Source organism: Pantoea sp. Acro-807 (assembly GCF_011752675.1).
GTDB classification, from domain to species: Bacteria; Pseudomonadota; Gammaproteobacteria; order Enterobacterales; family Enterobacteriaceae; genus Pantoea; species Pantoea eucrina.
In genome coordinates this window covers 64,296-77,261 of sequence record NZ_VWXE01000008.1, presented here as the reverse complement: position 1 = coordinate 77,261, position 12,966 = coordinate 64,296, and the positions used below count along the sequence as shown (strand labels likewise).

Sequence of the window (12,966 nt, the reverse complement as noted above, 5' to 3'; positions counted from 1 at the left end):
CGTTATGCTCTGCAGCAATACGTTTAATGCAAAAAAGGTACGCAGATAATAATGAAAGAGACCACTGTGCTGGTATTTGATGTTAATGAAACGCTGCTCGATCTGACCTATCTGGATACTTTTTTTCTGGATACCTTTGGCGATGCGCAGGTGATGCGTCAGTGGTTTGCGGAACAGATCCTCTACTCCCAGACGCTTACCTTAAGCGGTCGCTATGTGCCGTTTGGTGAACTGGCAGTTGCCGTATTGAAAATGGTAGCCAGCATCCGCAGTACAACCCTCACTTCAGCACAGATAACGCGGTTTCAGGAGGAGATGGCGGCGTTACCCGCTCATCCTGATGCGCTGCCCGCACTGGAAAAACTCCAGGCTGCGGGTTTTGAGATGGTGACGTTTACTAACTCATCGGCAGACGCCGGCAAAAAAGTGCTGGCGCAATCCGGACTGGCGTCGTTTTTTTCACAGCAGTTCTCCGTTGAGCTGAGCGGCTGTTTCAAACCTGCCGCTGCCGCTTATGGAAGTGTCAGTCAGGCGCTGGATCGGCCTCCTGCTGCGCTCAGAATGATAGCCACACACGCCTGGGATATTATTGGCGCCATGGCCTGTGGCTGGAAAGGCGCCCTGCTTACCCGCGCCGGTAACGCGCCGCTGTTGCTGGGCGAACAGCCCGATATCTGCGGGCCCGATTTACAGGTAATAGCAGAACAGATTATTGCGGCAGACAGTCGGAGATAAAACAGCGATCATAATTACTGAAATGTATCGATGAATGCAGTAATTCGGCGCTGACCGGGCGCGATCTGCAAATGTGTACAAAGCGTATCCCGCGTTAAAAATTTGTCTGGCAGAGAAACATCAAGAGGGCCCTGGCCCTCTTTTTTATTTCTGACGCTGGTTATCGATAGTCAGGCTAACGCGGTTGGCGCGGCAAAACAGTTCCGAATAGTGCACCGGTTTCGCGTTTTGATCGAAAGCGATTTTACTGATGCGAAACAGCGGCTCGCCCAGTTCACATTTCAGCCTCTGAGCCTCGGCTTTAGTGGCCATAAAAATATCTATAGTCTTCTTATCACTCACCACGCGAGTGTCGAATTTTTCCTGAAGCAGCTTATAAGTAGAAGCGCCTGCGGTATAAATTTCGTCAAAGGCTGGATAACGGAAAAGCGGTATCCAGGAGCTGTCGATAAACAGCGGCTCATCGTCAAGATACATGACCCGCATCAGGCGAAAAATGTCGCTGTTACCCGGGATATTCAGCCGTTCGCAGAATGGATCGGCATTTATGCGCTCCTGTTCGATAACCTCTTCCCGGGTCGGCTTACCTTGGGACACGCCAAAGTCAGTGAAACCACTTACCGTCAGCAGCGCATTCTCAACCTTTTTACTTTGCACAAAAGTGCCTTTGCCCTGCCATCGCTGCAGCACGCCGTCATTGACCAGATCGCTGATTGCTTTGCGGATAGTGATGCGGCTAACGTTATAGAGCGTGCATAACTCGCTTTCAGTCGGGATCTGCTGGCCAGCCTGGTAAACTCCCTGCGCAATATCATCAAGCAGGCGCTGGCGCACGGTGGCGTAAAGGAGTTGATGTGAGTAGCGCTCCGTAGCTGACATGAATCGACCCTGAAGTTGTTAGAGGAGTAGGGTTGATTATATGGGCCTTTTCCGATGAGTAACAGGCGCTGGCATGGGTAATGTCACGCCAGCGCGGACTCTCACCAGGCACCATGATAGCCAATAGTACGTGCAGCGCACCGGGTACCCTGTTTCATCGCATCCTGCAGCGGCAGGTCGTTAGCGATAGCGCACAGGAACCCGGCGATGTATGAATCCCCTGCCCCCATGGTATCTACTACGCTGACGCGCTGCGGCGGCATTTTCAAGAACTGTATGCCGTCCCACGCCAGGCTGCCGTTTTCACCCAGCGTGGCGATCGCCACCCCTGCGCCACACTGCACCACGGTTTGCAGCCGGTCGCGCAGCCACGGATTATCGATATTTGCTGAGGAAAAAACATAATCAAGATGTTCCGGCAGTGTGTGCCATAGCGGGCTTTCCCATTTATCTGCAAAATCAAACGACAGGATTTTTCCCGCCGCCTTCAGGGCAGGAAAAGCGGACTCAGCATGTCCCCAAATGGCGGAATGAATAATGTCAAACTTCATCAGCCACGCCAGTTCCTGCTCACCTACGCTGAAATCTGCCATCACGCCTTCGATATAGTCACCGAGAATGCGATCGTTATCGCGCAGTTCCACCTGCGTTTGCGCTGTCAGACCCGGCATCACACGCAGCCGGGAAATATCTACGCCATGTTGCGCAAGATCGCGGCGCAGCATGGCACCATAATCATCGTCGCCCACCCAACTGACGCAGGCGGGCTGCATCCCGTAACGCGTGCTGTAAACCGCCACGTTAACAGCATTGCCACCAGAAAACGCTTTACCCAGCCCGGGATAAATATCCACGCAATTATCACCTACCGTTGCCAGCCGTTTCATTGACCCTCCTGTGACAGCCGCGTGCGCGCCAGCAGTAAATGCTGATGTCCGCAGGTAAACATACCCGTTTTCATTCGTATGTTCCTTGCTGTGATGCCCGGCCTGCATGGAGACCGGGCGGGGAAATTAATACTCGGCGATCCCGCCATAGTAACGGCGATCGTCCGGGTTATGGTCTTTGTAGATGGAGAGGTAGTAACAGAGCCACTCCATCGGGACGAACATCAGGAATGGGGCGAGCCACGGGTGCAGTCCCTGAGCGATTTCGGCATAGTCGATCACGATAACGTTATCGGTACGCTCGCATACAAAACGGATAGCGCGCTCGGTGGTATGACGGCTTTCGTCATTACCCAGCAGGAACAGAAACGGTACGCCCGGCTCTACGATTTCCAGCGGGCCATGGCGGAACTCGCCGCTCTCAATTACTGAACCATGGGTCCAGGTAAACTCCATCAGCGTAACAATTCCCTCTTTGTAACTCAGCGGACGCAGCGGACCAGCGGCAACGGTATAGATCATCGGCCACTGTGAGGCCTGCTCACCGAGCTGACGCCCTTTTTCTTCCCAGGTACGCACCAGATGCCCGAGCGCCTGCGGAAGTTTATGCAGATCGTTTTTGATTTTGCCGATTTCGGTGTGCGGCGCGAGGCGCGTAATCATCTCCAGCACCACGCTGTAACACAGCAGCAGATGAATTTCCCAGATGCAGTCTGCTTCATATGCCACTACATGCTGCGCAGCCTGATTGATAGGGCTGTCCGGGCGTTTAGTAAAGGCAGCAGTTAGTGCGCCGCAAGCCGCACCCAGCTCCAGTGCCTTTATCACCTCTTCGGTTTTGCCGTAATCAGAGACGCCTATTACCGCGCAGCGCGGATCCAGCCGATGCGGGGTGTTATCGCAAAATTCCCAGCCGGAAAGCGCATAAACCTGAAGGCCGGAGAAACGATCTGCCAGATGCTTTGCCGTCTGCGCAGCATTCAGCGGGGAGCCGCAGGCGACAAAGTAGATGCGATCGACGCCACGTTTGATCATTTCATCAACAATGGCATGCACGCGGGGAACGTCATTCGCAAGAACCTTCTCCACTTCGCTGACCATGTTTTCGGTTACCAGGAAATCCACCGTGTTTTTATCAATATTCAACATGCAACAACTCTCCAGACAGGGTTAAGAAACGTGAGCCAGACGGCGGTTGCGCTTTTCCCAGAAGGCGTAAGCGGGCAGGCCGGTGGCGATAACAATCAGGGCGCAGATCAGCCCCGGGACAGGCGCCCACACAAAGGTGGATGCAACAAGAATTAAGCTTGAGGTGATAGCGGCAAAGGTCATCAGGCCGAACGCCGGTGTGCGCCACAGTGGTTTATAGTCTTCACGTTTGCGACACCAGATAATCGAGCCGAAGGTGAGGGTGTTTTTGAAGCACATGACCAGCGTGAAATAGCCCAGCAGGCTGGTCAGGTCAGAGACAAAAATAAAGAAGATGCCGAGGGCACATTGCAGGATAATGGAGACATCCGGCGTGTTGTATTTTGGATGTACATGCCCGAAGCTTTTGAAAAACAGGTTATCTTTCGCCATCGCATATTCGAGACGCGGCTGATACATCACACAGCTGGAAAGCGAGCCCAGGATCACGATGATGGCAGTAATAGCGACAAAGATACCCGCTACGCTGCCGAGCGCCGGAATATACGTGAGTGCGTCGGAAATTGGCGTTGCCGAGACGGCAAGTTTGTCGAATGGCATCAGCCCGGTGATCACCAGCGCCAGCAACGAATAGAGCACCAGCACCAGTAAACAAGAGCCTATCAGCGCACGCGGCATGGTTTTGCCGGGGTTTTTGATCTCTCCGGTCATATAGCAAATAGAGGCCATGCCGGTATAGGACCAGCTGGTAGCAGAAATTCCGGCCAGCAGCGCCATTATCCCTGTCGTCATGCCGGTGGTTGCGGTTGCCGGTGCGTTAAAATTATCCCCTTTTAGCCAGAACACGCCGATGCCGATGACAATGGCAAACGGGATGATTTTAGCGATGGTGATCAGCGTCTGAAATGTCGCGCCGCCTTCAACTGAACGCAGATGCAGCAGCATGAACGCCAGAATCAGACCGGTGGCAATGAGCTTCCCGATGAACGGGTCGATCGGTATCAGAAAGGCCATATTACCGACAATCGCCAGCGCCATAATAGAGAGTGACGGCGCATCATTTGCCCAGAAGCTGGCCCAGCCGGAGAGAAATGCCAGCGGACGGCTGCCCGCGTTTTTCAGGTACACATAGTCCGCGCCATTTTCGGGATACGCGGTAGAGAGCTCCGCATACACGCACATCTGCGGAATAACAATCAGTCCGCCAATAACAAAAGCAAGCACGGTAAGCCACGTAGAACCTGCCGCTTTTGCTACTTCACCAACCGAAACGAAAATACCGGAACCCACGGTCGTTCCGACGGAAATGGCCAGCACGGCCCAAAAGCCGAGTTTGCGTTGGAGTTCCTGGCTTTCCATATCGTTACCTTTTTAATGATTAAATGGAGTTGTAGGGTTAGGTGCGCCTGAATGAGGCAGCAGATCACCGCACTATCTGTAGAAAAGATGGCGTAAGTGCGCTTTGCTGTTTTTCATCATGAGATGACGCATAATGAATATAACAACACATAATGAATTGTATTGGCGAGGCAGATCACAAAATCGTTACTTGCGCTAAAGCTGTTACGCGCTTATCGATTAAACAGCTGATAACGCAGGTTTTTTAACATCTGGCACACGTGTGGACGGTCAAATGCAGAAAGTGGGAATGGCGGAGATTGCTGTCTGTATTCCTGAAAGCTGGCTCTGGTGGTAGTGGACAAAACTTTTCTGTCGCAGGTGCGTCCAGAAGCGTAACGGTCAGGCTAAATAAGTGACAAACACTTTTCTGCCAGACGATTTTTTAGTTACAGCACTCTTTTACCTGTTCTACTCATTCCGGCCCTATGGGCCGGGCGCGGCGGCGAGTCAGGAGGGGCAACCCTGTTTCAGATCTGTACCTGAGGTTGAAAGGGTCAGAGAGGGGCTGTGTGTGTCAGACCGGCACCGATTAGTATTTCATGTTAAGGAATGCTGTAACTATTTGGGGAGTATATTCATAGTCATTCCGTTGCGATCTGCCGCCAGCCGGAATGCACCAGCGGCATCCGTGCTTACATAATACCTGCCACGGATTTCGCCAGCTGCGCTTCCAGCACCGGCTTCGCTTCTTCAAACTTGAGATTGACCTTGTTGGCGTTGGACACTACACGCGTCTGATACTTCATGCGGTTGCCCTCTTCGCTGCTGGTCTGCAGCTTAATGCCTGATGTGCCCTGACGCAGCGCGGCAATGTTGTCAGTGGTCACGGCATTTTTGCTGCGTTCGGAGATCTGCAGATCGGTCACCATGGTGAAGTTAACATCTTCAATCAGCGCATCGGCCGCCATTCCTGCCAGGCCTGCGGCCAGGCCGACGCCAAGCATCGCACCACCCGAGTTACTGTTATAGGCCGTAATGCCGGCACCCAGCGCTGCACCGGCAACCGCGCCTTCATAACCGGTAGCCAGGAAGCCCTGCGACTGGCGCAGATCCATTTTTTCCGCTTTCAGCACGTTAGCCTGAATCCAGTAGAACGCAGTATCAGGCGAGGATGTAACTGTATACCCTTTAGCCTGCAGGTCCTGCGCCAGCAGCGACTGCAGATCGCTCATATCTTTGTCAGAGGTATTACGCACCTGCAGATAGACCGTTTTCTGAGTGGAAGGCTCAAGCCATACCGTCTGGCTCATCTGCGTTTTAACTTCAAGATTGCGCTTTTTGATGGCGGTAGTCATGGCGCTGCAGCCGGAAAGAACGATGCAGGAGGCGACGACGGCCGCCACCAGGGGTTTACGATGGTTCATTTACTGCTCCCTGAGAAGAATTAACTGCGGCGCACTCTTGCCCGCAGCACACCCGTAAAGCAGGCGCAAACGTACCGGTTTGCGCTAAGGTGGCAGGGAGGAATATCGGCAAAGCGTAAGAGAAATTTACGCTTTGATGAAAATAAATATACTAAAAACGAACTATCATACTTAATACATTGAAATAATGGCTTTTTATAGATGAATTTTCAGGAGTGCTCTTTTAATCATTAATAGTGGAGCAGTGATCATTAAGGCCCTGTATTGCGGTCTGAGAGATTGCCGGCTCCTGAAAAAAGAGCCGGCACGGGGCGCTTATGCCAGATGGAAAGTGGAAACCGAACGGGTCAGATACTGTACCTGCTCTTCAAGCGATGCCGACGCAGCCGCTGACTCCTGTACCAGTGCGGCGTTCTGCTGCGTCACAGAGTCCATTTCAGTCACCGCTTTCTCAATCTGACCGATGCCGCGACTCTGTTCACCTGACGCCACAGAAATATGCTCCATCAGGAGATTAACGCGGCTTACGGACGCGATAATAGCGCTCATCGCCTCCCCGGTGCGGCTGACCTGCTCCGAGCCGGTGTGAATAATCGCTACCGACTCTGCAATCAGCGTCTCTATCTCTTTGGCTGCCAGCGCGCTGCGCTGTGCCAGATTGCGGACCTCTCCGGCAACCACAGCAAACCCCCTGCCCTGCTCACCCGCTCGCGCTGCTTCCACAGCGGCGTTCAGCGCGAGGATGTTGGTCTGAAACGCGATCCCGTTGATCACCGAGATGATCTCTTCGATTTTTTTCGAGCTGGCGTTGATCAGGTCCATCGACACAATCACCTCACGCGAGACTTTTTCACCTGTTTCCGCATTTTGCACCGCTTCGCCGGTCAGGCGGCAGGCTTCAAATACGTTGTCAGTGTTCTGCTTCACCGTAGCACCCAGCTGCTCCATGCTGGCCGCGGTTTCCGTCAGCGCCGCAGCCTGCTGCTCAGTGCGCGAGGCCAGGTCAACGTTTCCGGCGGCGATTTCGCCGGAGGCGGTGGAGACCGAATGCGCGGAGTCACGTACCTGCATGATGATTTGTGTCAGGGCGAGACGCATCGCTTCCAGCGAGCCCATCAGACTCTGAATTTCACTGCGCGATGCGCCTTTTACCGGAACAGGGCGGTTAAGCTCGCCGGCGGCGATCAAATCGCAATGCTGTTTTGCCATGCTGAGCGGCAGCAGCACAAAGCGATGCATCAGCAGTGAAATCACAACAATGATGCCGACAAACAGCGCACCAAACAGCACCAGCAGCATCAGGCCGGAGTGAAAGTGACGCTGTGCATCATCATTGAGCTGGCGTGCGTAAGCTTCATGCTGCGCCAGTACCTTATCGAGGATAATTTCATACTGACGATCGAGACGGACGACGGTCGGGATCTGCGCTTTGAAGCGTGCCTGATCGTGCGCCTCAGCGGCAGCCACCAGCGGCCGGATCCCTTCATCGCGATAGCTGAGATAAGCCTGCCGGTAAGCTTCTGCTTCTGCTGCCTCACCGGCCAGACGCGGGGCATCCATATAAGCCTGAAATGCCGCGTCTGCTTTAACCGCCACCGCTTTAACGCTCTCAAGTGACGCTGCTGATGCGGTATCGTCCCCCTCGCTCGCTTTCATAAATTCCATCACCCTGACGCGCAGCGTACGGCTGTGGTTGATAGGATCGATAACGGAGAGCACTACGCGGATCTCTTTGTTAACGGCGGTCAGCGAGGCGTTACTGCGCACCAGCAGCCAGCTGCTGACGGCCACGCTGGCCAGAAACAGTACCAGCATAGTGAGGAACACAAGCAGTGAGGATTTTTTCAGCGACATAATTAACTTCCGGTTGAAGATGGAGAGTTAGTTATATCGGCCTGGCGGCGCAACTCATTAGCCGTGAAAGTGTCGCAATCGGCTGATTGCGACAGCATAATTGGTAAGTGCTTAACCGTTATCGCGAAAGCCAGGATAGAGACTCATCCCGCCATCAATAAACAGCGTGGTGCCATGCACGTAGTCAGATAAATCACTGGCCAGCCATACCACCGCGTTACCCACATCTTCCGGATCGCCCACCCTGCCATAGGGAATAAGCTGCAGCAGCTTTTTCTCTGCGTCACCCTCGGTGGCTTCGGTATTGATTGGCGTTCTGATGGCCCCCGGCGCAATCGCATTAATGCGAATACGTTCCTCACCCACCTCCTGCGCCAGGCTACGCATCAGCAGATCGACACCCCCTTTAGAGGCGGCATAGTTGATATGACCAGCCCAGGGGATGAGCTGATGAACCGAGCTCATATGAATGATTTTTCCGGCAGCGCGGCTCACGTCCGGACGCTTCTCCTGACGGCGGAACTGACGCAGCGCCGCCCGGGCACAGAGAAACTGACCGGTGAGATTGACCTGGATAACCTTATTCCACTCCTCCAGCGTCATCTCGCCGGCTGGCGCATCGCGCTGCAGTCCGGAGTTCGCGACCAGGATATCCAGCCGCCCAAAGTGGTTGATGGTTTCAGCAAACAGCGCCTCTACGGCTTTTTCATCAGAGACATCACCTCCTATTGCCACCGCCTTACCGCCGCGCTGCCGTATCGCTTCTGCCAGCGCCTCGGCAGGCTCCTGCTGGCTGTTATAGTTGACCACCACCGCTGCACCCGCCGCAGCCAGCGCTTCGGCGCAGGCGTAGCCAAGCCCTGAACTGGCGCCGGTAACCAGCGCAACCTGTTTCTCCAGTGATATCTGCATGCTGTTAATTCCCGTTATGAACAGAGAGGAGGCTGGCGGCGCGCGCCGCCAGCGGCTACAGGAAATCATAGTCGGCGCAGCAGAATTGGTCGCGTCACGGTTCGCCTAAATATTTCATTCTGTAAATTACTGGAAATCTGCGGATTAATAACCAGACTTAAGCAGTCCGGCAGCAGAACTGCTGCATTTACATTCACAGAACGGAGGCAATATGGTAAGCAAATCAGAAATCCTGGATCACGCACAGGTTGTTGACGTCAATGGTGAGCACGTGGGCATTGTCGATCACTTCGAAGGCGAAGATAAAATCAAACTGGCAAAAAGCGATCCGGAAGCGGGCGGCCAGCACCACATCATCCCATTCAGCTGGGTAAAAGAAGTCGATGATAATAAAGTCATTCTTTCCAAATCAAAGGATGACGTTGAAGCCGAATGGCAGAGCGCATAATCTGTTGTCGGACCGCAGCAGCCCTGCTGCGGTCTTTTTTTACACGTGTAAAGAGCCCAATACCGGCTGATTCAAAAAGCATTGCTTCTGATACGAAAAGAACCCACGATCCGATCCCATATCTCCACCAGCTCCGCATCGCTACAGGCCGGCGCAGGCAGGGCGTGGTTGCTCATGGTCAGATCGATAATCGGATGCCGGAAATCCACCCTCTTTTCATTGGCGATGGCGTTAAACAGCAGCTGTGCTGATGCATGACCGGGTGATTTTTCAGAGGGCGCGGTGTTGAGCCACTCATCCGCTTCAAAGCCCGCTATTTCCGTTTTATTCTTGCGCAGGGTCCGCGCGTTGAGCGAGGTCAGCCAGGGCTGTATTTCATGGCTCCGCTCCAGCATGCTCTTTGGGTCGCCAAGATAGGTGTTGGTGGCAACCGACAGGGAAAATACCTGGCCGTGCGGATAGATTAAGGTAATGTTCTCTCTGGGTTTTGCGCCTCCGTCGCGAATAAACCCTTCTGCAATACAGCTGCCAGGCTGCACCGGGATTTCGTCATTTTTTCGCCCGCTGAGGCGGGACATCAGGTCCTGCAGCTCCGCCAGTTTTGCCGGTTTGTCATTTAGGGTGCTGTCATTAAATCCGGCATTGATAAATGTTTGTTTGTCTTCTTCATACTTACTGTCCGATACATCAAAGATCTCCTGAGTAAGAATAAATGCCACTCCATCAGTATACAGATGCGCTTCCAGCACACGACCAAACCCGGCGGCGCTCTCATTTTTATTGCGATCGAAAATTACCGCGCTGTCACTTATCCGGTAGACGTCTTTGAGATAAGGCCGATCTAACTCCCTTACCGTATAGCTGTTTTTCAGCGCCTCTTCCCGCAGACGGATACGCTGTTCAAACGCCGGCCGGTAGAGCCGCTTGCTGCTGATGCGGACTTTATTAATCAGGGCACGATCCGGCAGGCTGTTTTCGAAAGAGGCCGGAACCTCAAACACGTAACGCCCCACGCACTGAGGTTTAGTGGTTGCAAACAGGGTATCGACCATACGTTTTTCCTTATCCGTTAACGCCGCTGGCGCATGCACAAACGTCACATAGTTATGAAGATAATACCCCGCCGCCAGCAGCACGAGCGTCAGCGGGAACAGCAGGGTCAGCGGAGGCTTTTTCATGGCGCAGGCACCTGCTGTACGATTTTCATCACTGAACGGACGGTAAATACCATCGCATCAGATAGATCGCGGTAGACCGAGCGGGAGTGGTTAACGGGATCAACAGCGTAGGCACTTTCGTGATCAACGTCGGTTGCCAGAACTCCACGGATCCGTGAAGAGGCAGTCCGGATAGCCGTAACCGGCACCGTGCCGTCGCCGGGTGTTGCGGCAGAAATCAGCTGGTGGGTTCTTAGCGGAGAGAGTTCGGGAGGTGCACCGAAACTATTATGGAGCCGCTGCGCCTCCCTTACTCGCGGTGGGATCTGCTCTTTCCACGTTAAAAACGCGTCAGACTGGTTGTCTGCGCTTGCGCCATAAAACAACCAGGTCTGCGGATGATATCTGCCATGCAATTCTTCAATGAATAATTCAACATCACGCGGTATGCGTCTAACAAAATCTTCCCATTCACTGTTTGTATCATCCAGCAGTAAATCCTGATCGCACAGCCGCCACCAGTCTTTCTTATTAAGATAAATTTCCTTATACGGATCTTTCAGCGGCAGTGATAGTCGGGAATGGCTTCCTTCAATTTTCAGCCAGCCCGGAGGATAAGCTTTGCCCGGCAGCAGCTGAAGCGGGCCAGGAGACCGGGCCAGCACCGGCATCAATTTTTCTGCGCTGTTCCCGATAACCATCCCGACAATACCGCGTTCGCCGGTTTTCATTCGCCGGTACGCTGCCGGTGAGCCGAGATCGGGCATTACCCCGTGTATAATGCCCAGGATATTTTCCTGCCCGTTCATGTTTTCAGAGTAGTGCCGGGCAACCAGTCCACCCATGGAGTGGGTGACGAGGATAACTTTGTTCACTGCCAGACGACCGTGATAATCCCCCAGTACTTTTTTGATATAGGTTTCCAGCTGAGCCGCCGAGTCCGCGTTAGACTGCAGCCAGTTATAACCAAACACGTGAAGCGGGTATAAAAACTTGTGGCCGTGTGCCGTCTCTTCCTCCGTCAGCACCTGTTCTTCCGGCTCATCGCCTATCCTGACGCCGGTAAAACGCTGTCGCGCTGTCTGAAGCTGCGCTTCCCTAAAGTAGTTATCCATCAGGATGTCGTCATCGCTGAGCAGATACTGCAGCTTGTCGAGTGCTTTGCCGTAACTCTTGTAAAATGCGCTGCCCCAGCCCCGTTTTCGTCGTGAGGGGAATTTTTTTCCGTCCGCGTCGTTATTAGCAATCTCACCACTGTAATCAACCATGGTGGTGGCGGGATCCAGCAGCTCTTTTCTTTTTTTAGCGTTGGCAAGCGGCCATTTGGTTAACGACGTAATGCTGAACTGCCAGACCTCACCGTCTCCGTTTTTTAGGTTTGAACCCATAACTCCCGGAATAAAAATTATCGGGATCACCTGTTCAGGCGGTAAAAGGCAAAATGATACATGTTTCTTCTCTTTCGCCTGTGAAACGAGCTCGTAATGAAACTGTCCGTTGTCATCCCATACCGGCCGATGGTAAGAACAGCTTTTCTTGTCATCCATGCGCGAATACTCCTCTACTCTCCCTGTAAAGATAAAGACTTTACAATACCCCGGACCTGACTTAACTGAAATTTTTGTGAAAATACAGAATGCCAGCGTAGTAAAGCTCCCTCCCGCTGCTCTGGCCTCTGAAAAGCCCAATGGCAGGATCCGGCTTTTCATTTAATAGATCTGCTGCTTTCACGCTTCACAACATCCTGCTGTGTGCATCACAACGTAACGCAGCCTTTGGTTTCCGCCACGCTTCTGGCTATGATGACATCCAGTCACGACGTAGGTAGAGCCGTAAAGCGTCAGAGCAATACAGGAGGCAGCGATGCTTAGCGACGAACGCCTGCAATATATAGCAGGCAACCCTGATAATAATTCACCAGAAGCCGTTGAAATGGCGCGCGAAATATTGCGCTATCGCCGCGCCCTGGCAGAGCCCTATGCCATTATCGAGCCTCTGGGTATGCAATATCTGGGGGATGGTAACGGCGCCATGGTATTTCCGCCCCGTTATCGTGAAAGAAACGATATCAATCTTTATCGTCTGGATGAAAATGAGATGGCTGACTGAGCCTGCCAACGCCTCAGCGTCCTGAAAGAAAAACGGGCAAAAATAATGATAGCGCTGCATCTCACACGGCA

Annotated in this window: 12 protein-coding genes; 3 read left to right on the top strand and 9 right to left on the bottom strand. The window is 53.2% G+C overall.

From position 1 onward, the window contains the following. Nucleotides 1–51: 51 nt before the first annotated feature. Nucleotides 52–735, top strand: a complete 684-nt coding sequence (locus F3J39_RS16075) for a haloacid dehalogenase type II (RefSeq protein WP_166714416.1) — start codon at nt 52–54, stop codon at nt 733–735. Nucleotides 736–879: 144 nt separating this feature from the next. On the opposite strand, the gene F3J39_RS16070 is transcribed toward F3J39_RS16075, so the two are convergent. The 7 genes from F3J39_RS16070 to F3J39_RS16040 form a co-directional block, all read right to left on the bottom strand. Beyond that, on the bottom strand, nt 880–1,614 hold the full coding sequence (locus F3J39_RS16070; protein WP_166714415.1) for a GntR family transcriptional regulator: 735 nt from the start codon (nt 1,612–1,614) through the stop codon (nt 880–882). A 101-nt stretch (nt 1,615–1,715) separates the two neighbouring features. Then, a complete protein-coding gene (gene frlD, locus F3J39_RS16065) occupies nt 1,716–2,501 on the bottom strand; it encodes a fructoselysine 6-kinase (protein WP_166714414.1) in 786 nt (261 codons plus the stop codon). Nucleotides 2,502–2,627: 126 nt separating this feature from the next. Further along, complete coding sequence (gene frlB, locus F3J39_RS16060) at nt 2,628–3,650, bottom strand: fructoselysine 6-phosphate deglycase (RefSeq protein WP_166714413.1); 1,023 nt, start codon at nt 3,648–3,650, stop codon at nt 2,628–2,630. A gap of 21 nt (nt 3,651–3,671) precedes the next feature. Beyond that, complete coding sequence (frlA, locus tag F3J39_RS16055; protein ID WP_166714412.1) at nt 3,672–5,009, bottom strand: fructoselysine/psicoselysine transporter FrlA; 1,338 nt, start codon at nt 5,007–5,009, stop codon at nt 3,672–3,674. 674 nt (nt 5,010–5,683) lie between these two features. Further along, entirely contained in the window at nt 5,684–6,415 is a 732-nt protein-coding gene (gene traT, locus F3J39_RS16050; RefSeq protein ID WP_108570277.1) for a complement resistance protein TraT, read from the bottom strand. Nucleotides 6,416–6,730: 315 nt separating this feature from the next. Next, nucleotides 6,731–8,269 carry a methyl-accepting chemotaxis protein gene (locus F3J39_RS16045; RefSeq protein WP_166714411.1) on the bottom strand — a complete coding sequence of 513 codons (1,539 nt, stop codon included), beginning with the start codon at nt 8,267–8,269 and terminating at the stop codon, nt 6,731–6,733. A gap of 111 nt (nt 8,270–8,380) precedes the next feature. After that, nucleotides 8,381–9,181 (bottom strand): glucose 1-dehydrogenase, encoded by an 801-nt coding sequence (locus F3J39_RS16040; RefSeq protein WP_166714410.1) that lies wholly within the window; start codon nt 9,179–9,181, stop codon nt 8,381–8,383. Nucleotides 9,182–9,392: 211 nt separating this feature from the next. On the opposite strand from F3J39_RS16040, the gene F3J39_RS16035 reads away from it, so the two are divergent. Continuing rightward, entirely contained in the window at nt 9,393–9,629 is a 237-nt protein-coding gene (locus F3J39_RS16035; protein WP_040113409.1) for a DUF2171 domain-containing protein, read from the top strand. Between the two features lie 71 nt (nt 9,630–9,700). Here the strand turns inward: F3J39_RS16035 and F3J39_RS16030 are convergent, their stop codons facing one another. Continuing rightward, a complete protein-coding gene (locus F3J39_RS16030) occupies nt 9,701–10,807 on the bottom strand; it encodes a T6SS immunity protein Tli4 family protein (RefSeq protein ID WP_166714409.1) in 1,107 nt (368 codons plus the stop codon). Continuing rightward, nucleotides 10,804–12,174, bottom strand: a complete 1,371-nt coding sequence (locus F3J39_RS16025) for a hypothetical protein (RefSeq protein WP_166714408.1) — start codon at nt 12,172–12,174, stop codon at nt 10,804–10,806. Before F3J39_RS16025 ends, F3J39_RS16030 begins: the two co-directional genes overlap by 4 nt. 475 nt (nt 12,175–12,649) lie before the next feature. Here F3J39_RS16025 and F3J39_RS16020 point away from each other — a divergent pair, with 475 nt between their 5' ends. Next, the gene (locus F3J39_RS16020) at nt 12,650–12,895 is read left to right on the top strand and encodes a hypothetical protein (RefSeq protein WP_040113408.1); all 246 of its coding nucleotides are present in this window, start codon (nt 12,650–12,652) and stop codon (nt 12,893–12,895) included. Nucleotides 12,896–12,966 lie beyond the last annotated feature (71 nt).